The 20,732-nt window shown below is 45.2% G+C and carries 24 protein-coding genes, 8 tRNA genes and 1 rRNA gene; 26 read left to right on the plus strand and 7 right to left on the minus strand.

Features of this window, described 5'->3' with window-relative positions:
* From rrf to AC58PV_RS34990, 20 genes are all read left to right on the plus strand, one after another.
* Positions 1–110, plus strand: a 5S ribosomal RNA gene (gene rrf, locus AC58PV_RS34895); the annotation flags it as partial.
* 66 nt (positions 111–176) lie between these two features.
* Positions 177–252, plus strand: a tRNA-Ala gene (locus tag AC58PV_RS34900).
* A 4-nt stretch (positions 253–256) separates the two neighbouring features.
* Positions 257–332: transfer RNA gene (locus AC58PV_RS34905), tRNA-Asn, on the plus strand.
* A gap of 6 nt (positions 333–338) precedes the next feature.
* Positions 339–413 (plus strand) — tRNA-Glu (locus tag AC58PV_RS34910).
* Positions 414–436: 23 nt separating this feature from the next.
* A tRNA-Val gene (locus AC58PV_RS34915) sits at positions 437–512 on the plus strand.
* A gap of 26 nt (positions 513–538) precedes the next feature.
* Positions 539–609: transfer RNA gene (locus AC58PV_RS34920), tRNA-Cys, on the plus strand.
* Positions 610–618: 9 nt separating this feature from the next.
* Positions 619–704, plus strand: a tRNA-Leu gene (locus AC58PV_RS34925).
* A gap of 17 nt (positions 705–721) precedes the next feature.
* Positions 722–798: transfer RNA gene (locus tag AC58PV_RS34930), tRNA-Arg, on the plus strand.
* 20 nt (positions 799–818) lie between these two features.
* Positions 819–889: transfer RNA gene (locus AC58PV_RS34935), tRNA-Gly, on the plus strand.
* A 111-nt stretch (positions 890–1,000) separates the two neighbouring features.
* On the plus strand, positions 1,001–1,948 hold the full coding sequence (locus AC58PV_RS34940; RefSeq protein WP_497437656.1) for an MBL fold metallo-hydrolase: 948 nt from the start codon (positions 1,001–1,003) through the stop codon (positions 1,946–1,948).
* 110 nt (positions 1,949–2,058) lie between these two features.
* The gene (locus tag AC58PV_RS34945) at positions 2,059–2,802 is read left to right on the plus strand and encodes an SDR family oxidoreductase (RefSeq protein ID WP_497437628.1); all 744 of its coding nucleotides are present in this window, start codon (positions 2,059–2,061) and stop codon (positions 2,800–2,802) included.
* On the plus strand, positions 2,803–3,393 hold the full coding sequence (locus AC58PV_RS34950; RefSeq protein ID WP_497437630.1) for a TetR/AcrR family transcriptional regulator: 591 nt from the start codon (positions 2,803–2,805) through the stop codon (positions 3,391–3,393). It abuts the gene before it with no gap.
* Positions 3,394–3,474: 81 nt separating this feature from the next.
* Positions 3,475–3,633 (plus strand): LD-carboxypeptidase, encoded by a 159-nt coding sequence (locus AC58PV_RS34955; RefSeq protein ID WP_497437658.1) that lies wholly within the window; start codon positions 3,475–3,477, stop codon positions 3,631–3,633.
* Positions 3,634–3,735: 102 nt separating this feature from the next.
* Positions 3,736–4,005, plus strand: coding sequence for a hypothetical protein (locus AC58PV_RS34960; protein WP_497437631.1), 270 nt, complete (start codon positions 3,736–3,738; stop codon positions 4,003–4,005).
* Between the two features lie 18 nt (positions 4,006–4,023).
* Complete coding sequence (locus AC58PV_RS34965; RefSeq protein WP_497437633.1) at positions 4,024–4,509, plus strand: NUDIX domain-containing protein; 486 nt, start codon at positions 4,024–4,026, stop codon at positions 4,507–4,509.
* A 38-nt stretch (positions 4,510–4,547) separates the two neighbouring features.
* Positions 4,548–4,751 (plus strand): hypothetical protein, encoded by a 204-nt coding sequence (locus tag AC58PV_RS34970; protein ID WP_497437635.1) that lies wholly within the window; start codon positions 4,548–4,550, stop codon positions 4,749–4,751.
* A gap of 275 nt (positions 4,752–5,026) precedes the next feature.
* Positions 5,027–5,455 carry a chemotaxis protein CheW gene (locus AC58PV_RS34975; RefSeq protein ID WP_497437637.1) on the plus strand — a complete coding sequence of 143 codons (429 nt, stop codon included), beginning with the start codon at positions 5,027–5,029 and terminating at the stop codon, positions 5,453–5,455.
* A 16-nt stretch (positions 5,456–5,471) separates the two neighbouring features.
* Positions 5,472–7,496 carry a chemotaxis protein CheA gene (locus AC58PV_RS34980; protein WP_497437638.1) on the plus strand — a complete coding sequence of 675 codons (2,025 nt, stop codon included), beginning with the start codon at positions 5,472–5,474 and terminating at the stop codon, positions 7,494–7,496.
* 30 nt (positions 7,497–7,526) lie between these two features.
* Positions 7,527–9,113: a methyl-accepting chemotaxis protein gene (locus AC58PV_RS34985; RefSeq protein ID WP_497437639.1), complete on the plus strand. Its 1,587-nt coding sequence runs from the start codon at positions 7,527–7,529 to the stop codon at positions 9,111–9,113.
* 285 nt (positions 9,114–9,398) lie between these two features.
* Positions 9,399–10,178 (plus strand): squalene/phytoene synthase family protein, encoded by a 780-nt coding sequence (locus AC58PV_RS34990; protein WP_497437659.1) that lies wholly within the window; start codon positions 9,399–9,401, stop codon positions 10,176–10,178.
* Between the two features lie 267 nt (positions 10,179–10,445).
* Here AC58PV_RS34990 and AC58PV_RS34995 read toward each other — a convergent pair whose 3' ends face one another.
* The 4 genes from AC58PV_RS34995 to AC58PV_RS35010 form a co-directional block, all read right to left on the minus strand.
* Positions 10,446–12,386, minus strand: a complete 1,941-nt coding sequence (locus AC58PV_RS34995; protein ID WP_497437641.1) for an FtsX-like permease family protein — start codon at positions 12,384–12,386, stop codon at positions 10,446–10,448.
* Positions 12,376–13,137: an ABC transporter ATP-binding protein gene (locus AC58PV_RS35000; RefSeq protein WP_497437642.1), complete on the minus strand. Its 762-nt coding sequence runs from the start codon at positions 13,135–13,137 to the stop codon at positions 12,376–12,378. The genes AC58PV_RS34995 and AC58PV_RS35000 overlap by 11 nt, the downstream gene beginning before the upstream one ends.
* A 101-nt stretch (positions 13,138–13,238) precedes the next feature.
* Positions 13,239–14,258, minus strand: a complete 1,020-nt coding sequence (locus AC58PV_RS35005; protein WP_497437643.1) for a sensor histidine kinase — start codon at positions 14,256–14,258, stop codon at positions 13,239–13,241.
* The gene (locus tag AC58PV_RS35010) at positions 14,255–14,947 is read right to left on the minus strand and encodes a response regulator transcription factor (RefSeq protein WP_497437644.1); all 693 of its coding nucleotides are present in this window, start codon (positions 14,945–14,947) and stop codon (positions 14,255–14,257) included. Before AC58PV_RS35010 ends, AC58PV_RS35005 begins: the two co-directional genes overlap by 4 nt.
* A gap of 126 nt (positions 14,948–15,073) precedes the next feature.
* Between AC58PV_RS35010 and AC58PV_RS35015 the strand changes: the two genes are divergently transcribed.
* The 3 genes from AC58PV_RS35015 to rpmF all read left to right on the plus strand — a co-directional run bounded on the left by AC58PV_RS35015 (position 15,074) and on the right by rpmF (position 16,920).
* A complete protein-coding gene (locus tag AC58PV_RS35015) occupies positions 15,074–15,808 on the plus strand; it encodes a class I SAM-dependent methyltransferase (RefSeq protein WP_497437646.1) in 735 nt (244 codons plus the stop codon).
* 200 nt (positions 15,809–16,008) lie between these two features.
* The gene (locus AC58PV_RS35020; protein ID WP_497437647.1) at positions 16,009–16,635 is read left to right on the plus strand and encodes a hypothetical protein; all 627 of its coding nucleotides are present in this window, start codon (positions 16,009–16,011) and stop codon (positions 16,633–16,635) included.
* Positions 16,636–16,743: 108 nt separating this feature from the next.
* Positions 16,744–16,920, plus strand: a complete 177-nt coding sequence (rpmF, locus tag AC58PV_RS35025; protein WP_047680282.1) for a 50S ribosomal protein L32 — start codon at positions 16,744–16,746, stop codon at positions 16,918–16,920.
* Between the two features lie 55 nt (positions 16,921–16,975).
* Here the strand turns inward: rpmF and AC58PV_RS35030 are convergent, their stop codons facing one another.
* Both AC58PV_RS35030 and AC58PV_RS35035 read right to left on the minus strand, forming a co-directional pair.
* Positions 16,976–17,743, minus strand: a complete 768-nt coding sequence (locus tag AC58PV_RS35030) for a DODA-type extradiol aromatic ring-opening family dioxygenase (RefSeq protein WP_497437648.1) — start codon at positions 17,741–17,743, stop codon at positions 16,976–16,978.
* Between the two features lie 52 nt (positions 17,744–17,795).
* Positions 17,796–18,149, minus strand: coding sequence for a DoxX family protein (locus AC58PV_RS35035; RefSeq protein WP_497437650.1), 354 nt, complete (start codon positions 18,147–18,149; stop codon positions 17,796–17,798).
* A gap of 130 nt (positions 18,150–18,279) precedes the next feature.
* On the opposite strand from AC58PV_RS35035, the gene AC58PV_RS35040 reads away from it, so the two are divergent.
* The 3 genes from AC58PV_RS35040 (at position 18,280) to AC58PV_RS35050 (ending at position 20,509) form a co-directional block, all read left to right on the plus strand.
* The gene (locus tag AC58PV_RS35040) at positions 18,280–18,666 is read left to right on the plus strand and encodes a winged helix-turn-helix transcriptional regulator (RefSeq protein ID WP_497437651.1); all 387 of its coding nucleotides are present in this window, start codon (positions 18,280–18,282) and stop codon (positions 18,664–18,666) included.
* Positions 18,667–18,866: 200 nt separating this feature from the next.
* On the plus strand, positions 18,867–19,733 hold the full coding sequence (locus tag AC58PV_RS35045; RefSeq protein WP_497437652.1) for a hypothetical protein: 867 nt from the start codon (positions 18,867–18,869) through the stop codon (positions 19,731–19,733).
* Complete coding sequence (locus tag AC58PV_RS35050; protein WP_497437654.1) at positions 19,730–20,509, plus strand: hypothetical protein; 780 nt, start codon at positions 19,730–19,732, stop codon at positions 20,507–20,509. Before AC58PV_RS35045 ends, AC58PV_RS35050 begins: the two co-directional genes overlap by 4 nt.
* Positions 20,510–20,546: 37 nt before the next feature.
* Here AC58PV_RS35050 and AC58PV_RS35055 read toward each other — a convergent pair.
* On the minus strand, positions 20,547–20,732 hold a 186-nt coding region (locus tag AC58PV_RS35055), incomplete at its 5' end, for a hypothetical protein (RefSeq protein WP_497437655.1).

The raw sequence follows: 20,732 nt of genomic DNA on the forward strand, positions 1-20,732 counted from the left end.
ATGATGGCGGAAGGGATCCACGCGTTCCCATCTCGAACACGACCGTTAAGCCTTCCAGCGTCGATGGTACTTGAACCGCAGGGTTCTGGGAGAGTAGAACGTTGCCAAGCAGTTACCTAATTTAGGGATCTTTTAGTGGAGCTAAAAGCCTCTCTGCATTGGGTGTTTTTTTGTCTGGGGCCATAGCTCAGCTGGGAGAGCGCCTGCCTTGCAAGCAGGAGGTCAGCGGTTCGATCCCGCTTGGCTCCACCATTATTCCCTGATAGCTCAGTTGGTAGAGCACTCGACTGTTAATCGAGTTGTCACAGGTTCGAGTCCTGTTCGGGGAGCCATTTCTAGGCCCGTTGGTCAAGTGGTTAAGACACCTCCCTTTCACGGAGGTAACAGGGGTTCGAGTCCCCTACGGGTCACCACTTTTAGTAAAAGTATATCCCATGGAGGCTTAGCTCAGCTGGGAGAGCATCTGCCTTACAAGCAGAGGGTCGGCGGTTCGATCCCGTCAGCCTCCACCATTTAAGATGGTACAAATGAAGATTTCGGCGCTATAGCCAAGTGGTAAGGCAGAGCTCTGCAAAAGCTTTACCCCCAGTTCGAATCTGGGTAGCGCCTTTCATATAAGCCGGAGTGGCGGAATCGGCAGACGCACAGGACTTAAAATCCTGCGGTAGGTGACTACCGTACCAGTTCAAGTCTGGTCTTCGGCATTATTAACCATATAGATGCGCCCTTAGCTCAGCTGGATAGAGTATTTGACTACGAATCAAAAGGTCGGGAGTTCGAATCTCTCAGGGCGCGCCATCTTTGCTTAAACTAACTACGCGGGCGTAGTTTAATGGTAGAACTTCAGCCTTCCAAGCTGATCGCGCGGGTTCGATTCCCGCCGCCCGCTTAAAAAGAAAGAACCACCTTCGGGTGGTTTTTTGCATTTTAATACCGCGATTCCATTTGCTATACTAAGAGATAGAATTTGAAACGTGTGAAGATGAATGGGGATGAACGTATGGCGCGGCAGCGATACAGCAACTTAGATCCGAATGCGAAGACGAAAACATGGAAAGAAGTACGTCGCTGGCAGAAGGAGCGGAAGGGTAAAGTGAAAGACGTATCCTACCGCATTGGGCAAGCAGAACACAAGCAGCAGGAGCTGCTTCGAAATAATCAGCATGATGTGACGATCACATGGATCGGGCATTCCACTTTTTTGCTGCAAATAGGTGGTATGACGATTGTTACAGATCCGGTCTGGGCCACGCGGATGGGCTTTAGCCCAAGGCTTGAGGCGCCAGGTTTAACGATAGAAGAGATCCCACCTGTCGATGTTATTTTGCTGTCTCATGCCCATTACGATCACTTGCATGTAGGCTCGTTGAAAAAGCTGCGAGGCACGCCATACGTGCTTGTGCCCGAAGGGCTTGGTTCTAAGGTGCGGAAGCTGGGCTTCAGCACGGTCTATGAACTGCCATGGTGGGGAAGTCAGACCATCGGTCAACTGGCGTTTCATTTTGTTCCTGCGCAGCATTGGACAAGACGTACGTTAACGGATACGAATACCTCGCTATGGGGCGGATGGATCGTGAAGCCTAGCGCGGCATGGAAAGGCGAGCACGAGCCTCGTACGATCTATTTCGCGGGGGATAGCGGTTACTTTGAAGGTTTTCGGGAGATCGGAGCGAGATTTCCGGGTATCAACTTCGCGCTTATGCCAATTGGCGCCTATGAGCCGGAGTGGTTCATGGGGATGCAGCATGTTTCCCCAGAAGAGGCAGTGCAGGCGTTTCTTGATGTCGGGGCAAAGCAGTTTATCCCCATGCATTATGGCGCATTTCGTCTTGCCGATGATACGGCCAAAGAGGCGTTGGATCGGTTGCTGGCGGATTGGCAGCGGAGAGGTCTTGACGCAAGCTTGCTCCGCTTGTTAAAGCATGGAGAAACGTTAATCGTAGAGTGAATTGAATAAAGTTAATGAGCGAATGACAAAAATCAAATGACATTATTTGATTTTTGTCATTCGTCTTTTTATAATAAAGGAAATACGGTTAGGGAAAGGCGGGAATGTACATGGAGCAGAAATTATCGGGTAAAGTAGCTGTGGTAACAGGTGCATCAAGAGGAATTGGTCAGAAGATTGCAGAGGAACTTGCGCTGCACGGGGCTAGTGTTGTCGTGAATTACGCGAGCAGTCCTAGTAAAGCAGAAGAAGTGGTTAACGGCATTAAGCAACTAGGCGGGAATGCGATCGCGATTGGGGCGGATATTAGCCAAGTCACGGAAGTTGAGCTCTTATTCCAGAAGACGCTGGAGGCGTATGGGCAGGTTGATATTTTGGTCAACAATGCGGGGATTATGATTACGAAACCGATTCTTTCGATTACCGAGGAGGATTTCGATAGACAGTTTAATATCAATGTGAAAGGGACATTCTTTGCGATTCAGCAAGCGGCGCTGCATATGAAAGAGAATGGTCGGATTATTAATTTCTCTACTTCGGTTATTGGGCAAATGTTCCCTGGGTACAGCTCTTATGCGGGTACGAAAGGTGCTGTTGAGCAGTTCACACGTCAGTTGGCCAAAGAATTAGGACCCAAAGGCATTACGATTAATGCCGTTGCACCAGGGCCGGTGAATACCGAGTTGTTCACGGTAGGGAAATCAGAGGAACAAATCAAAGCGATAGCGAACATGAATTCATTCGGACGCTTGGGAGAAGCAGCGGATATTTCGCAAGTCGTATTGTTCCTAGCAGGTGAGGAATCGCAATGGGTAACGGGGCAGACGATTCGTGTGAATGGCGGTTTTGTATAAATGACGAAGAATGAGTTGCCGTTATCGAAGGATGAGATTCTGGATGCGGCTGAGCAAGTGCTTCGGCGGCATGGGCCTGACAAAATGTCTGTTGTGGACGTAGCAAAGGTACTGCAAGTGAGCCATGGGACTTTGTATCGTCACTATGAAAGCAAAGCTTATCTGCGGGAAGCCTTGACATCCCGCTGGTTGCATACGAGCATCGTAGTCCCGCTGGAAGCTATTGCGAGTGAGACGAGTGGCCGTGCCGAAGAATGTTTGCTTTTGTGGATTAAGACACTGATTCAAATCAAGCGAAAATTCGCTGTGGAGGACTCAGAAATGTTCGCCATGTATGCGAATGTTACGATTATTGAAGTGGAAATGATCAACACACATGTGTACCGATTGATGGAGCAGCTTAGACTGATACTTGAACGTGGAATGGCAAACGGGGAGTTCAAGCAGGGAGATTCTGCGGTTCTGGCCAGAGGCATCTTCTTGGCTACCTCACGTTTTCATCATCCATCGCATGCCTCGGAGTGGGGAATAGGGAGTACGGATGAGGACTTTGAAAGTGTTTGGCATTTGTTGATAGGGGGCTTAACATGATCAAACCTAAGCGATTAAAGTCAGGCTCCAATTATTTCTCCTTCACATGGGCTGCCGTATTTGTTCCCGGATATATATGAATTGGGCTTAAAGCAGCTTAGAGAGGCATTCGGCCTGGAAGTTGTTGAAATGCCATCGGCCAGGATGTCACTAAGTGAATTGTACAATAACCCACAGATGCGTGCACAAGATATTAACCACTGTTTCGAAAATAAAGAAATAGACGGAATCATTACTTAGTGTCAGCCTTTTAGGGAGAATGAGAATGGCTGGATGTTTATACAGGGCGACGCGATGGAGCAAGGGTATTTATGAGGTGGATGTATCGAAGTTCTAGAGTTTATGAAATCGACGATCTACTGGCCGAAGGATGATTTCTGGCAGGATAAGATTTTATTTTTTGAAACCTCGGAAGAGAAGCCATCACCTGTGCAAGTAGGCTATATGCTGCGAAATTATGGAATGCAGGGTATCTTTTCACAAGTTAAAGGCGTCATAGTAGGCAGAGCGAAGGACTACAGCCAGGCAGAGAATCTGGAGCTTAGAGAAATCCTAGTGAATATTATTGCAAATGAATCATTTTGTTGGAGAGTCCTTTTGAATGATGGATAAGTAGGAGGATCTGCCTAAATGAATAAAGTTGAATGTGGCATCTATACAATGTGCCTAGTCCAAGATGGGAATAAGGTGCTTCTGATAAATCGTCCAGAGTCCAAAGGGTTTCCTGGATATCTGGGCCCAGGGGGCAAGGTGGATTCGGCGGAGAGTTTCACGGAGGGGACTGTCCGAGAAGTGTGGGAGGAAACGGGCCTCGTTGTTAAGCCGGAAGACCTTATATACAAGGGCGTCGATGAATATTTAGTTCCCGAGAAAAACTATCGGTACATGGTGTTTAATTATTTAACCCGGACATTTACTGGGGAATTGCTAACCAACCCGCCTGAGGGCGAATTAGCCTGGGTGGATATCGATGTGGCTTTGCAGATGCCGATGCAAGATTGGTTTAAGCGAAGGTTTCCTTTATTTTTCGAGTCGGGAACGTTTGAAATTTCGGTTGTGTGGGATGAGTCTAATCAATGTATAATCGAGGAAAAGGTAAGAAGATTAGGTGGATAGCATGATCCTAAAAACAACATGAGAGGTAGCAGATTACGATGAGCGAAACGGTAAGTTTGAGTCTTGGGGGCTCTTACGTTGTGGCACCAGATAATCCTAGAAAGACGAAAAATCGTGGTCGGAAATGTATGATTCTTGCTTTCGAGATTAATAACGAGGAATTAGATATTAGAGTAATCTATCTCGATACGAGTAGAGAAGTATTGCTAAAGTTTAGTGATTTGAAGCCAATTACTGAGTAAATGATCATCAGAATTAGGCGAGTTATGAGGAAAGAGAGCTACTTGCGAGTAGCTCTTTTTGCGTTTCCGTTCTGCATTAGCGTTTCTGGTGGCAACTCTGGATTAGAGGGTGAACGTCAATTGTTACTAGTAATTAATGTTAATGTCGAAATTTGTAGGAAACTGTCACATCCTTGTGGAAACTGGAAGGGAAAGGGAAATAGAAATGGGACTAGAACGTAAAAACAAACTTAACGGGTACCCTTTATGTGGTTTGTAAAAAAGGAGCAGCTCATATGCAGACGAAGGAACAGGAGCAATATGTTGAACTAGGTATAGGCAATGAAACCTATGCAATTCGAATCCAAGCTATTCACGAAATCATTAAAGTGCAAGACATTACACAAATTCCAAATGCGATGCCGTATTTAAAGGGAGTCATCAATCTACGCGGCAAGATTATTCCGGTCATATCCTTAAGAAATTTGTTTGGCTTGATGGAAGAGGCTTATACGAAGTTCACCCGAATTGTCGTCGTGAACCATGCTGAGGATACAGTTGGCGTTATTGTGGATCGGGTTAATAAAGTAACGAATCTCTCTGATATCCAACCGCCACCGGATCGTGTTGGGGTCATTAGCGGTAATTACTTCGCGGGAATTGGGATAACGGACCATGGATTGGTTGGTATTTTAAAGCTCGATGAAGTTTTGCTTCGCAACTAATTAGGAGTTGACATCCATGTCTTTGTCAGACTACAAACAAGTTTTTCTAGAAGAATTGGAAGAGCAGTTAGAGCTTATCGACGATTGTATATTGAAAATGGAGCAAGAGGGGAAAACGGATCGCGTTATACAAAACCTTTTCCGAGCTGCGCATACCTTGAAAGGTTCTTCAGCGGCAATGGGGTTCGAGTCCATGAAGGAACTGACGCATGAGATGGAGCATCTCTTAGACCTTGTGCGTCAGGATCGGATGGCAGTTTCAACAGGCCTTATTAGTCTCTTGTTTACATCCTTAGATCTACTCAAAGAGCTGAAAAGAGAAATTGAAACTGCCGATCAGACGGTATCTAATATTTTACCATTGCTGGCAGAACTCCAAGCTTATGCGGCGGGGAACACCCATAAACATGCAGTACAGGATAGGAAAAAATCGAAGCATAGCTTAAGCCTTTATATGGAAACGAGAATTGGTGAAGCACAGGAGAAGGGAGCTATTGTAAGTTGGGTGCGTGTAACCATTTCTAAAGATAGCGTCATTAAAGGAGCTCGAGCCCATGTTGTACTTAATAACTTAAATGATTGGGGCGAAGTGTTATTCTCTGACCCATCTCCCGACATGATCGATGAAAGTAATGAGGAGTCTATAGAGATCAGCTATGTGTTCGCTGGCAACAAAACGACGGATGAAATTATCAGCTATGTTGCTTCCATGATAGAGGTAGTAGGCGTTGAGGTTGATATGCTGCAAAATCAATCTTCATCCGAAGCAGATATCGTTCCTGCTCATGTTCCTGCTCCTGTTATTGCGGCTGAATTGTCGCCAGAAATAAGCAACGAACCAAGCGGCAATAAAAACCAGACGATACGAGTGAGTGTAGAACGGTTGGAAGATTTAATGAATCTAGTTGGGGAGCTAGTTATTGACCAAACTCGGATCAGTCAAGTCGAGCGAAACTTACTCCGGCAGGACGCTTCGTTCAGCGAGTCGATGGAAGAGCTAGGCCAGATATCGGATCATTTGTCACGAGTCATTAGTGAACTGCAAGGAAGTGTCATGAAGGCAAGAATGTTGCCAATGGAACAATTGTTCAATCGGTTTCCGAGAATGGTGCGTGATCTTGCGCTCAAATTGAATAAAGATGTGGAACTGGTTATTGAGGGCAAAGATACGGAGCTGGACAGAACCTTAATTGAAGAAATTGCGGACCCGTTAATTCATCTTATTCGCAATGCGCTTGACCACGGCATTGAACCAGCTGAGGATCGCAACGTGAAGGGAAAGAGTCCGAAAGGCACGATTCGAATTCGAGCGGCTCATGAAGATAACCAAGTTATTATTTATGTAGAAGATGATGGCGCAGGCATCGACGCAACCAAAATTGTAAAGTCTGCCATCCAAAAAGGACTTCTCGCAGAAGCGGACGCTGGAACGTATACGGAGAAAGAAGCCATCAACCTTATTTTCCACTCGGGTTTCTCAACGGCATCTTCTGTAAGTGACGTCTCAGGACGCGGAGTAGGCATGGATATCGTAAAGAGCCATATTGAAAAATTAAATGGACTGATTGATATTCATACAGAGATAGGGAAAGGCACACAATTCAAAATCCGCCTTCCTCTCACCTTAGCTATCATTACGGGGTTGCTTGTAAGGTTAAATGCACAAACCTTCATCATCCCGATGAGCAATATCGCCGAAATCGTCAGAGTAACCCCAGCAGAGATTCAGTCTATGCGTGGCGAGTCTGTCATTGTGTTAAGAAATCAAATCATACCCATTGTATGGCTGCATGATCAATTTCAAATCGAGAAGCAACCCATTACGACGAATCATACGCAATTGGTTATCGTTGGCACGGCGGAGAAGCGTATCGCGCTTGCTATGGATGAACTTCTAGGTAACCAAGAGGTGGTCATCAAATCTTTAGGTTCGTATATTGGCAAGGTTGATTGCATATCTGGAGCTACTATTCTAGGGGATGGGAAAGTCGCATTGATTCTTGAAATATCGGCAGTTATCCATAAGCTTATTGGCAAATAGCAAACCAACTAACAACATGAGGTGAATGTTATGAAATGGTATTTAAATTTGAAAACATCTGTTAAATTAATTTCTTCGTTTTTGATTGTTTCTCTGATATTAGCTTTTGTAGGCATTTACGCAATCTCGAATCTGCAAAAGATGAACCAAATCGCGCAAAACCTGTATGACAATAATTTAATGCCTGTCAAGAACTTGTCTGCGGCTCAAATCGATTATGAGAAATCAAAAGTAAGGCTTAGGGATATCAGTCTATCGCAATCCAAGGAAGAGATGGATAGATATAGCCAAGAAATTAACGATCTAAGAAAGGATCTTATCCATCAGATCGATATGTACCGAGATACAAATCTTACAAAACCAGAGCTAGAGTTAGTTAAAGTATTGGATGAAGCTACATCCGAATACTTCAAACAATTCGATGTAGCCTTGAAGCTTTCTTATCAGAATGATCCAACAGAGTTTACTGCCTTTAAAAATGGTCCGCTTAACGTGGCTGAGTCTCAATTTAGAACTGGTCTGGAGAATTTGATCAGTTTGAACATCAAGATTGCCGCAGAAACGAATGATAGCGCCGATACGGTTTATGCCTCTGCTCGCACAACCACCATTGCCATCATTATTGTGGCGGTCATGCTTAGTCTTATATTTGGTCTTGTTATTTCCCAGATCATTGTGAAGCCGCTTAGGAAGATGGTCGCTTTAGTTGCGTTAGTTTCAGAAGGAGATCTTCGCCAGAAATCAGATATCGACACGAAGGATGAGATTGGCCAGCTTTCCGCTTCTATTAATCATATGGCGGGTAATCTGCAAAAGTTGATTGGAGGTATCATTCAATCCTCACAAAGTGTTGCGGCGGCATCTGAACAAATATCCGCAAGCACGGAGGAAATCGCAAGTGGCAGTACGACGCAATCTAGGGACGCGCAAATTATTACGGAACTATTTAAAGAACTGTCCGATGCGATTACTACGGTAGCCGTAAGCGCGGAAGGTGCCGCTGAATTGTCATCGCAAGCAGTTCGTACAGCGACGGCTGGAAGTAAGGTTCTAGAAGCGTCAATAGAAGGAATGGAAATAGTCAATGTAAAAGTTACGCTTCTAGAGAGCGATTCAAGCAAAATCGGTGAGATCATTGAAGTGATTGATGATATTGCTCAACAAACGAACCTGCTTGCCTTGAACGCCGCTATTGAAGCTGCAAGAGCAGGCGAGCAAGGAAGAGGCTTCGCTGTTGTTGCGGATGAAGTTAGAAAACTCGCGGAGCGAAGCGGGGAAGCGACCAAGCAAATCACTTCGATCATTAAAACGATGCAGGAAAATACCAAGGCAAGTGTCCAAGCCGTGCTAGATAGCGTCGCTCAGACGCAACAAACAGGCACAGCTTTCCGAGAAATTGTAGAGAAGGTAAATGATACTTCTAATATGGTCAATGAGATAGCGGCCGCTAGTGAAGAACAAGCCGCGCAATCATCGGAAGTCATTAAATCTGCGCAATCTATTGCGGCGGCAAGCGAAGAAGCGGCTGCTGCTGCCGAAGAGACAGCTGCAACAAGTCAATCTCTGGCGGAGCAAGCTGATCTCTTGAACAAGTCTGTATCACAATTTAAAATTTAGTCCAAAGATGAAATTTCAATGTATTATTTTATTTCCCTTATGTTTTGGACATAATATCCAAAAAAGGGTGTCATTATTTACTTCATGGGAGGTGATTCCTGCCTGGAGAATTTTTATATTTGACACTTTTGTGTAATAAAGCGAAGTTTGCTCAACTATTGACTGTTTGATTTGGATTAACTTTAATGAAGTGTGTTATCATTAGATATCATACGCAATTTTAAGTTAAAGGCAAGTTTATACTTGGAGGTAATTACCATTAATACCGATACTCTGAATGATGCAATGAAGATGTTGAAGCAAACGAGCCGAACTTTTTATATACCGATTAGCAACTTGGTTTTCGGGTTAAAAGAGGCTGTTACATCTGCCTATTTATGTATGCGGGCCATCGATGAAATCGAGGATCATGAGGAACTCGCTGACCCTTTGAAAATAGAGCTTTTGTCTGGGGTACATGAAGCTTTCCAGTCCTCAGATATTATCGGTTCGATACAAAACTTGCTTGCGCCTCATAAAGCGGCTTTACCGGAAGTTTCGATGCGACTGGATGAATGGTTGTTGCTCTGTCCGCCAACGGCCATGCCAATCGTTAAGAAGTATATTGCCAAAATGTCATTGGAAATGTCCGAATGGGTTGAAAATGGCTGGAACATTCATACGGAAGAAGATTTGGATCGCTATACGTATAGCGTAGCTGGTATGGTTGGTGAGATGTTGTCCGAGCTGTGGTTATGGCATGATGGGACGCAATCCGATCGCGATAAAGCTATTGCTTTCGGTAGAGGACTTCAAGCGGTTAATATTCTCCGCAATAAATTGGAGGATGCGAATCGCGGCGTGAACTTCTTCCCGGATGGTTGGGGATTCAAGGAGATGCAGCAATACACGCGTCGCAATTTGCAATTGGCAGATAGCTATATTGCAGATCTGAAGCAGGGGCCAGCATTGAAGTTCTGCAAAGTCCCATTAGCACTAGCGCATGCTACGGTAAATCTACTAGCTGCTGGGGGGAACAAGTTGACGCGAGATGCGGTTCTGAAAATTGTAAGCAAAGTAACGTAGAGCAGTGAGATAGATAGAGGAGGAGAGGCCTGCAGCGGTGCTGTAGGCTTCTTTGTGCGTTTAGGCAAGCCCAAACACTCTTGGTATCGCAGGAAGACTTCTAAAAAAGGTTGGCCTGCCGTCGATTCGTGTTTAGATGGAAAAAGTACAGGTAGATGGCAGAACGTAGATTTGCCCAAGTCTGCCCGTTAACGAAAAAAGAGGTTGTTTCAAAGTCGCATTGACTTCGAGACAGCCTCTTTTTTAAGAACGAAATTCCTTTATACCCTACAATGCCCTCTTAATTACCTTACGATAATGCTGCACAGACAGCACCCCGAATACGGAGTAGAGCGCCGTATACAGCCCCATCACGATCATCATCGGCGTCCACAGCTCCGTTCCGAAGAAGAACCATCCGGATTGGATTGCGAAGTAACTATGAACCAGCCCGACAATTAAGGGGATACCGAAATTGAAAAGCTGTTTCACTTGAATTCCCTTGAGCAGATCGCTTTGGGTAAAACCGAGCTTGCGCAGAATGGTATACGAAGATTTCTCATCTTCGCTCTCGTCCATTTGCTTGAAATAAAGAATACAGCCTGAAGTGATCAGGAAGGTAAGTCCTAGGAAACCGACAATGAACATCATCAAGCCCATGCGGTTTTTGGATTCGCTAGCCATATCTAGACGAGAATCACGAGTATCTCGATCTCCCCACTTCAGGTCATGGAAAAGTTGATTGGCTTTCTCAAGCTGCTTCTCATCCACGATATCGATACCGAAATATAGGGAGGATGTTCCTTGGATTTCAGGATCGAGATCTTGCTTCATCCGCTGAAAAACGGAATCGTCTACAACACCAACAGGCAGGCTGCTGAAGGAGAAACGCCTCGAAACGTAGGATTGTTCCTCAATGCCGATATACGTTAGTGGAATAGTGGCATTGCGGGTGATCAGCTTGGCTTGACTGTTCGGTTTGAATTGAAGAAATTTCTGCATTTCATCGTTAGCGCCAGTGAAAAAAGTCTGGTTCGCAGCCAAATCCATGCCTATCGCAGTGTCGCTAATCACAGCCATTCGATTGGCATTTGGGCCAACATACAGTTCATTTTTCGTATCCATCACTTGGCTAAGATCAGATTTGATTTGAATGACTTCAATCGTTGTATCACGGTGCTTGAAGCCACGGGCATCTAAAGCTTGCGTGAAACTCTCCGCGTAGTGACGTTCCGTCACGGAGAAGTGAGCTGGCAAGTTCCGTTCGGCTGTTTTTTCAACCGAATAGTACGTAATATAGCTTAAGGACAGCAAGCCAATCGCTAAGGCAGATACCGTTGTGATGACCATCAACAGCAGGGCGTTGGATTTCATCCGATACATAATAGAAGCGAGGGAAAGCACCTCTTGCACGTTCAAATAGCCATTTCTCCGCTTACGAACCACATTTAAAATCAAACGGACAGACCCTTTATAGAACAAATAAGTCCCGATGATCACAGAGGCAAGAATGAACAGCATGCTGCTCAATAATCCAGTTGCTGTCGTAATACTTCCTGAAAACAGCTTAGAAGATACAAAGTAGCCCAATAACACGAGACAGAGACCAATGAATCCTAGGATCGCTTCTGCCTTCGACATTTGTTTCACTTTGGCTTCGGTGGACGTGGCAACATGGAACAATGAAAGAATCGTCTGCCTTTGAATAAACAAATAATTGACCAGCAGGATTAATAAGTAAACGCTACTAAAAACGACAATGGTTTGGATAAATGCCTGAACCGAGAAGTGGAGCGTTGCATCAGCCTTAACACCTGTAATTTGCAGTAAGACCATCAGAATGAGCTTAGATACGGAGAAGCCAATAAATGCTCCCACGACTAGCGAACCAAAGTACAAGATGAAATTTTCGGTACTCAGGATGCGAAAGATTTTGCCCTTCGTCATGCCGATGAGCTGCAGAAGGCCGATTTCTTTACTCCGTCTTTTCACGAAAATGTTATTCGCATATAAATTGAAGATAGCTACAATGGCGATAAGCAGGATGGATGCAGACTTCAGTGCGGCAGCACCTTTAATCGATCCCTTGGTCGCGTCTAAAGCAGGGTCATATTGTAAAGTAACAAATGCGAAATAGAGCGCAACGCTGAACATTAATGCGAACACATACAAGTAATAATGTTTGATATTGGCCTTCAGGTTTTGAAAGATGAGCTGATTAATACTCATTGTGCACACCGCCAAGTACGCCTTGGGTCTTCATAATATCTTGAAAGAAGGCTTGTCTCGTTTCTTGACCTTTGTAGATTTGGGAGTAAATCTGTCCGTCTTTAATGAAGATTACCCTGGAGCTGTAGCTGGCTGCAACCGGGTCATGTGTAACCATCACAATGCTCGCTTGGCGGCTTACATTCATTTCACTGAGTTTATTCAGCAAATCGGAGGCAGATTTGGAATCGAGGGCACCGGTAGGTTCATCCGCGAAAATAATATCAGGATCATGGATAAACGCTCTGGCAGCGGACGTTCGCTGTTTCTGTCCACCGGATATTTCGTTCGGATATTTATCTTTCAACTCATAAATGCCGAGCTCTCTCGCAAGGTCATGAAACCGCTGATTAGCTTCAACTTTGGACATTTTCGTAATGGATAACGGAAGTAAGATATTTTCTTTCACCGTTAACGTATCCAGCAAATTATAGTCCTGAAAAATAAAGCCTAGATGATTCTTGCGAAACTCAGCCAATTGCTTTTCTTTCATGCTTGTCGTTTCTGTCTTGTTAATCTGAATGGAACCATGACTCACTTTGTCGATGGAAGAGAGCACGTTGAGCAGCGTCGTTTTCCCAGAGCCGGAAGGGCCCATGATGCTGACGAACTCCCCTTTTGCGATGGAGATGTCGAGGCCGCGAAGTACCTCTTGTTTGTTATGTTTATTGCCGAAGCTTTTATGAATTTTAACGGCTTGTAGGATAGACATGAATCACACACTCCTTTATACGATTAGCTTTATTATAAAAAGCTAGGCCGCATTTATCCTTCGATTGGACGAACAAAGTACAAAAGCATGTGACATTATTGTCACATGCCTGTTATCCGCACGAGTTCATTGGGCTGTGGGAAAGCAAGGGTGAACGTCGTTCCGAGCCCCACCTCCGAATGCACCGTAATCTGGATGTGCAGCGTGTCTGCTGCCCTGCGGGCTAGATATAAACCCATGCCCGTCGCTGCGCTGTCCTGATGCCAAGTCGTGGAGGTGAAGCCCTTATCGAAGATACGGGGAAGATCCTTGGCATCAATGCCGCGTCCAAAGTCCGTTACCTCTAAGACGGTACGCCCCTGTTCGAAGAAACTTCTCACAATAATATCGGGCGAGAAGCTCTCGCTATATTTCACGGCATTCGTTAAGAGCTGACGCAGGATGAATGCGAGCCATTTGGTGTCACAAAGGAGCGTCTCTGTGGCTGTGGCGTCTAATTGAACGTCAAACCCTATGCCTTTCTGAATGCACCAAGATTGCAGTGATTTAATCTCCGAGAAGAGGATATCTTCCATTCGTACCTTTTCAATGTAGAGATCATTTTCGATGGAGGGAAGTCGCAGCTGATGAAGCTGTTGGTCGAGAAGATGATGAATACGCAGCCATTCAAAGGTGATGGAGGCTTTCGCTTTATCGTTCTCCATACGGCCAATCATCAGATGCATAGCAGTGAGCGGCGTCTTCACTTCGTGAATCCAAGCAAGTAGTTCGTCTTTCTCTTGTTCCAGCGCGATTTGCTGCCGCGAGGCAGTCTGGTGGAGCTGCTGTGTTTGATTGACCAAGGCGGCTTCCATGATCTTCTCAAAGGGACTTGCCGCGTCGGCAAAACCGGATACATCAAGACTGGTCTCCCAGTCGTTTAATCGCTTGATAAAAGCCGTTTCTGTGTGATAACGAACGATCACAAAGATTACGAAGAGCATCGTAGATAAGAAAACAATATACAGAACGGATCGGAAAGGGATCGAGTGGTCGAGATAGGCGATGAGCAGCAGGAGAATTTGACCGAAAAGGAACATGAGGATCCAACTTATTCGCTCTCTGAGATACATCTTAATCATAAGGAAAGGATCTCTTCCGTTGCGATGTAGCCTTGCCCGACCTTTGTTTCAATAAACCGCCCTAAATCAAGCTCGTCCAGCTTCTTCCTTAGCCGATTCACATTCACCGTCAACGTATTATCACTGACAAAACGCTGATCATTCCATAAACTGTTGATAATGTCCTCTCGGCTGACAATCGTATTCTTATGCTCGATGAGGAGCTTTAATATGTAGATTTCATTTTTGGTCAATTCAATGGACCCATTAGCATGACTAACCGTATTTTTCTCAAAATCAATCGTAGCGCCGCACCATGTTTTGAGCTTCATTTGCTCCGTATTATAGTTGTAGACGCGGCGGAGGATGGCATGGATCTTGGCGATCAGCACGTCAAAATGAAAAGGCTTTTGGATAAAGTCATCCGCTCCAAGCTGCATTGACATCACCATATCCGTAGGATGGTCGCGCGAAGAAAGGAAGACGATCGGCACATTGGAATGCGTTCGAATCATGCGGCACCAATGAAAACCATCGAATTTCGGCAGTTGAATATCAACAATGACTAAATCGGGTTTCAAAGCAATAAATGTCTCGAGTACTTTATTGAAATCAGAGATGCCATGAACCTCATAGGACCACTGAGCCAAACGCTCTTTGATCTCTGCGAACAAGGTTGCATCATCTTCGATCAGTAAGATTGTAAACAACGAAATCACCCATTTCTGGTCATTCTTTGGCTTCCAACTTATTGTATTGTAAACTAGTTAAAAAAGCTAAATTCATTCTATCCTATCCTTCAAACGATATCTTTACAATGAGGAGTCTTAGATGCCATGAAACAAAATAAATATGATGAGCTTGGATTTTATGAAAAATATAGCGAGATGCCTCGTTCCATTGGCGGTCTCAACGCCGCTGGGGAATGGCCTGTCCTTCGTACGATGCTGCCAGCGCTTCAAGGCAAACGCGTTCTTGACCTGGGGTGTGGTTACGGTTGGCATTGCAAGTATGCCCGTGAGCAAGGTGCCGCGTCCGTCGTTGGTGTAGATCTCTCGGAGAAAATGCTGGCGTATGCCAGTGCGAATCATAGCGATCCGGGTATCACGTACCAGAGGCTGGCGATTGAAGATATCGACTTCGCCGCTGGGGAGTTCGACGTTGTGATCTCTTCATTGGCTCTTCACTACGTTGAGCAATGGGAAGCGGTTTGCCGTAAGGTGCAGCATTGTCTGTCCGCTGGAGGCACCTTCATCCTCTCTGTGGAGCATCCGGTCTTTACCGCACGTGCTGCGCAAGACTGGCACTACGGCCCCGCAGGCGAGCGTATGCACTGGCCTGTCGACGACTATCAGGCGGAAGGGCAGCGGGTAGCGAGGTTCCTAGATCATGATGTGGTCAAATATCATCGAACGATATCTTCCTATCTGAATGCGTTAATTGAAGCGGGATTCCTTATTACGCAGGTCGCTGAGCCTCAACCGACGCTAGAAGCTTTGGAGAAATACCCTGATATGAAAGACGAAACGCGCCGTCCTATCTTTCTATTGATGTCAGCGATTAAGAAGTAACAGTTGTTCTCCTTGGGGAGAAGGAGTTTTATATGGTTCTGGGGGAAGCGATGCTTCCCCTTTTTTGTATTCCGGATGGGAGTGGGTGGCATGCGAAAGACGCAGCTATTTATTTTGTATCTTTAGTCCTAGAGGTGAAACATTATTTGGAAATTCACGTCTGTTAGTTTGGTAGATTTTCAATTGAAAGGAAGACGTGTGTGAATCGATTTGTAATGGCTCTCTCTTTTATCATCATGCTAAGTGGTATGAGCCTAGCCCTCCCGAGTAAAAGTTATGCTTGCAGCTGTGAGATGCAGACGGACCCGATAAAGGCTGTGGAACAATCGAAGGCTGTGTTTGCAGGCAGAGTACTTGCCATCGAACCTAAGGTCTTAGATATCAATGGCATTCTGGATCATCAAATCGCCGTGCATTTCGCTGTAGAGAAATCGTGGAAAGGGATGAATCAGACGCAGGCCATTGTTCTCACTAGATTGGGTGAGCCTTCCTGTGGCTATACGTTTGAGCAGGATGAAACCTATCTGGTGTTTGCTTATGACTATGATTTTAAAGCGAATATGCTGCAAACAAGCTCTTGTTCTTTAACGAAGAAGCTGACGAATGCCTCATTGGAATTAAGTAAGATGGGGCAAGGCGTAGAGCCGATAGACGATGTAAGTTTAAAAGGTAAGATGGATGCGATGACGTATACGAATAAATGGGCTATTCTCAAAGCGATCTATCATCGGTTAGTTCGCTATCATTTACTAGAATTCGCGCAAGTAGGCGTCATCTTAGTTATTGGAGCAGGCCTGCTGCTGATTAGGGCAAGAAGAAAATCGTAAATATACGACATTGCTAACTCAAAAGATAGGTTCTAGCATTGACAAATGGCTTCGAGAAGGCTACAATATCTCTTGTTGTTTAGTAAAGTAACTGGAGGTGTTTTGACTATGGCAGTTCCTCAACGGAGAACGTCCAAAACACGTCGCGATAAGCGCCGTACTCACTTTAAACTGGCTGTGCCAGGAATGGTGAAGTGTGAACAATGTGCTGAACTTAAAAAAGCGCATCATGTTTGCAAAAACTGCGGTTCATATAAGGGTAGAGAGATCGTACAAGCTCAATAATCATATGAATCTTGCAATGAAAAAGACACTTCTCATAGAAGTGTCTTTTTTCATTTTAAAATTTGAAAGCCAGCGTACTTAATGAACCATGTTCGATGGTGTCGTGCAGGACACGAATTTCTCGACCAGGGCTGCCACTTCCAAGTGCGATCAGCAAAGGCACGAAATGTTCGGCACGCGGGACGCCTAGGGCTGCATGCGGGGCTAGCGTTGCGTATTGGCTTAAGGCTTCGATATCTCTGGCGAGCACCTTTTCCCGAATCCAATCCCTGAATTGCACGGCCCATGCGCGAGGTGGCGCTTCCTTGTTACGATCAATTTCATTAAAGTTATGCGTCAAGAAGCCGCTGCCAATGACTAGAATGCCATCTTGCTCCAGACCTTGCAGCGCCTCACCGATCGCAATCTGTTGTCTCGCAGGCAAGAAGGGGTTGACTGAAACGGGAACGATCGGAATATCGGCCTCCGGATAAGCGTGCATCATAATAGGGAAGACACCGTGATCTAAGCCGCGATATTTCTTTTGAACCGGAATGTTATTCTGGCGCAGACGCTCTTCCACCATGGAAGCAACGATCGCTGAACCTCTAGCGGGATATTGAACTTGATAAAAAGAGGAAGGAAACCCGTAATAATCGTATTCCATGTCATGCACATCATCTGTCGCGGCAATGGTTGTGATATCACTTTCGTAGTGGGCAGAGAAGATGACAATAGCTTTAGGGCGATTCTCTTGGCCGAAGCGGTTCAGGAACGCGGTGAATTCGGATTTTTCAAAAATGGTATAAGGTGAGCCGTGCGGCAAAAAGACTGGGGAAAGCATAGTGGAACCTCCTACTCGTTATTGTATAGTGCTGTGTTGTGCTGGATGAAGCTTACCAACGCCCGATTGCTACAAAGAGTAATATCGCCAAGAAAATAATGTTCATCCCGATACCTGAGTTTTCATTCCTCTTAGCGTGAACTACGGCTGCAAGTACCATAATGAAACCTAGTGCAATAGCGGCAATTGGTGTCAAAATAGGTGCGATTCCTGTCGCATATGGGATAATCAGCCCTAATCCTCCAAGTAGTTCGGATAGTCCAATGAAATTTACCATACCTTTGGATGAATCTTTGGCCCAAGGCATCCCGGCTTTGACTTTCTCATACTGAAAAGTTTTCATAGAACCTGCCATAATAAACGCTGCTGCTAGAATTCCCTGTGCGATCCATAATGTGATATTCATGAAATAAAATTACCTCCTTGAATTAAGTAAGTATCTAGTCGTATAATAATCCCTAGGAGCGATACTGAGAAGTAGTTACTCTAAATAAACCTAGTATACAAAAAGATACCTTATTGAAATTGAGGAGGAAATGCATATGGAGGCACCCCATTGTAAATTTGAAACTGTCTTGGAAATCTTGGTAGGCAAATGGAAGCCCATCGTTTTGTTCCACCTTTTCTCGAATGGTACGATGAGATTTAGCGAACTTCAAAAAGCGATTCCCGATATAACGAAAAAAATGCTTACCCAACAATTAAGAGAGCTCGAGTATCATGATATTGTTCATCGGAAAATCTATCACCAAATTCCTCCCAAAGTCGAATATTCCATCACAGAACACGGCAAAGGAATGTCTACGGTCTTACAGGCCATGAACGATTGGGGAATGTCGCATCTTACTCATTTGAATGAGTTGTATGGGGAAGAGAGATCTGTAGAAACATTTGAAGGTAAATTGGACGAAGTCACAAGTTGAGATCGTGTTATTTTCAGAAGGAAAAGAAGAAGAAGTCTCTTTCGTGAGCTTCTTCTTTTTTACATATGGGAATGAACGCATCACCATTTGTGGTAAATATTTCAAATATTTGACGTAAACGAAGGGGTGAACGGTTCTGGAATAGGTGTAACATAGTAGGGAAGAGAAATGAATAGGTTGTGAAGCTTGGAGGCGAACATATGAAACTTATTAGGTTAACTCCGCTTTGGATAGGTACACTACTCCTACTACTCTCGGCCATTCCCTTGTATACCGCAGGTAAGGAGATGATGATTGGAAGTCGTGTAAACCATGAGTATCAATTTGATCATATTTATGTGAACTTCATGGAGTTAGGAAAGGTGGAGATTCTCGGAAGAGGTGCACCGATCCCAGTCGATCGAATCTCTGTGGATAACGAATTGACGAACGGTAATGAAACAAAAATCATTCCAACCATGGCAACGTACGTGGACATGAATCAGCAAGCTAATTCCAGTCGGTTAACGTACACGAGAACCTATACATGGGCAGGTCAGATCATCAAAATTGCAGATCAATTCCAATCTGGCGTATTCAATCAATCTAGTCGCGCGCAATCCAATTTACAGATGACGATCAATCAGAAGGATTGGTCTATGGAAGGGCCTGTGGAAGTTCGGCCTCATTATTTGGATGACAATAGGTATCATGGATACTTTGGTGTTGTCACAGTCAAGGAGGAAGGGGTAGAAAGGTTTGTAATCATTCAACGGACTTCTGGAACAGCACTAACCCTGGATAAAAATCTGTCATGGCGCATACTAAGTATCGATAGCCGCGGCCAGGTGCAAGAAGATCGGTTCACATTTGAGGAGTTGGGAGAGGATCCTTACAGGGTAAATGTGATTAATCTAACGACGACCTCGCCTTCCTCGGTGGGGTATCATAGTGACATTCTGCTCGGTTGGCCATCCCTCATTTTCCCGTTAGCATATCCGTTCGGCACGGCATTAGTAGGGCTCCTGCTCGTTGTCATTGGGTTAGTTATCGGATTTCGCATGGTCGAAAGGAGTAAATCGGATTGAAGATCTTCTATTACGTGATGGTACTCATGGGCATGATCGGTTTGTCTGCGTGTCAAGCAACAGAGCGAGCAGCTGGAACGCCGAGTGTTGAGCCAGTGGAGACGACGGCATCCGGCATTGTGGAAAAGGAGCAGGCAACTCCTACGAAGGTTAATGAGGTTAAGGATAAGGAAGTCAAAGATGTATCTACACTGATTCCTCCTGGGTGGCGGCTGCTGGTCCGGCAGAGTGGCCCTGAGAAGGTAGAGGGTGACTTGAACAATGACGGTATTCAAGACGTCGCTATAGTCATCGAGAAGCTTGAAAACTCTAAGGATCAGGCGCCTGAAAGAGCGCTGCTGATAGCTTTTGGAAATCAGGATGGCACCTACACACGCTCGATTATCGCAGATAAGGCAATCCTGCAAGCCGATGAGGGCGGAGTATGGGGCGATCCACTAGCGGGTCTTGCCATCGATAGAGGCTCCGTTGTCGTGAGTTTCTATGGGGGAAGTAACGACAGATGGTATGGAAACTACCGCTTCAGATTTCAAAATGGAGACTGGTACCTGATAGGCGCTACGGTCGGCACTTATTTTACGGGGACCATGACAGAGAAAACGGGTGACGAAGCGGACTATAACCTGCTTACAGGGGATTACGTCCAAAGAATCGTCGACGACCCGAAGGCTGAAAAGCCAACATCGCATACGATAACGGGCAACATAGGGAAGAAGAAGCTTTTGAAGCTGAGTGAGTTTGTAGCGGCAGGTTCGACGGATCAGTTTTTAAAATAGGTCGGGGCCGCGGCGGCTGATGCGGAGCGGGGGATTCTCAAATAGATGGATTTCCTCCATCTATTTGAGGCTTAAAAAGCATGAAATATACTTTAGCTGTGTTTTCTACAGCTGCGTGCCTAGCTAAGCTAGGTACATCTAACCGATGAAAGTTCGGTCGGGGTAAGGACCAAGCCGCCCCGTAGCTAGCAGACAGACATTGGCGAAATCCAATGGCTGAAGC

The sequence above is a fragment of the Paenibacillus sp. J22FR83 genome (assembly GCF_059691955.1).

Excerpts from the sequence above, each read along its gene's own strand:
- AC58PV_RS34940 (WP_497437656.1), top strand. The coding sequence starts at position 1,001 with ATGGCGCGGCAGCGATACAGCAACTTAGATCCGAATGCGAAGACGAAA.
- AC58PV_RS34945 (WP_497437628.1), top strand. The coding sequence starts at position 2,059 with ATGGAGCAGAAATTATCGGGTAAAGTAGCTGTGGTAACAGGTGCATCA.
- AC58PV_RS34950 (WP_497437630.1), top strand. The coding sequence starts at position 2,803 with ATGACGAAGAATGAGTTGCCGTTATCGAAGGATGAGATTCTGGATGCG.
- AC58PV_RS34960 (WP_497437631.1), top strand. The coding sequence starts at position 3,736 with ATGAAATCGACGATCTACTGGCCGAAGGATGATTTCTGGCAGGATAAG.
- AC58PV_RS34965 (WP_497437633.1), top strand. The coding sequence starts at position 4,024 with ATGAATAAAGTTGAATGTGGCATCTATACAATGTGCCTAGTCCAAGAT.
- AC58PV_RS34970 (WP_497437635.1), top strand. The coding sequence starts at position 4,548 with ATGAGCGAAACGGTAAGTTTGAGTCTTGGGGGCTCTTACGTTGTGGCA.
- AC58PV_RS34975 (WP_497437637.1), top strand. The coding sequence starts at position 5,027 with ATGCAGACGAAGGAACAGGAGCAATATGTTGAACTAGGTATAGGCAAT.
- AC58PV_RS34980 (WP_497437638.1), top strand. The coding sequence starts at position 5,472 with ATGTCTTTGTCAGACTACAAACAAGTTTTTCTAGAAGAATTGGAAGAG.
- AC58PV_RS34985 (WP_497437639.1), top strand. The coding sequence starts at position 7,527 with ATGAAATGGTATTTAAATTTGAAAACATCTGTTAAATTAATTTCTTCG.
- AC58PV_RS34990 (WP_497437659.1), top strand. The coding sequence starts at position 9,399 with ATGAAGATGTTGAAGCAAACGAGCCGAACTTTTTATATACCGATTAGC.
- AC58PV_RS34995 (WP_497437641.1), bottom strand. The coding sequence starts at position 12,386 with ATGAGTATTAATCAGCTCATCTTTCAAAACCTGAAGGCCAATATCAAA.
- AC58PV_RS35000 (WP_497437642.1), bottom strand. The coding sequence starts at position 13,137 with ATGTCTATCCTACAAGCCGTTAAAATTCATAAAAGCTTCGGCAATAAA.
- AC58PV_RS35005 (WP_497437643.1), bottom strand. The coding sequence starts at position 14,258 with ATGATTAAGATGTATCTCAGAGAGCGAATAAGTTGGATCCTCATGTTC.
- AC58PV_RS35015 (WP_497437646.1), top strand. The coding sequence starts at position 15,074 with ATGAAACAAAATAAATATGATGAGCTTGGATTTTATGAAAAATATAGC.
- rpmF (WP_047680282.1), top strand. The coding sequence starts at position 16,744 with ATGGCAGTTCCTCAACGGAGAACGTCCAAAACACGTCGCGATAAGCGC.
- AC58PV_RS35030 (WP_497437648.1), bottom strand. The coding sequence starts at position 17,743 with ATGCTTTCCCCAGTCTTTTTGCCGCACGGCTCACCTTATACCATTTTT.
- AC58PV_RS35035 (WP_497437650.1), bottom strand. The coding sequence starts at position 18,149 with ATGAATATCACATTATGGATCGCACAGGGAATTCTAGCAGCAGCGTTT.
- AC58PV_RS35040 (WP_497437651.1), top strand. The coding sequence starts at position 18,280 with ATGCATATGGAGGCACCCCATTGTAAATTTGAAACTGTCTTGGAAATC.
- AC58PV_RS35045 (WP_497437652.1), top strand. The coding sequence starts at position 18,867 with ATGAAACTTATTAGGTTAACTCCGCTTTGGATAGGTACACTACTCCTA.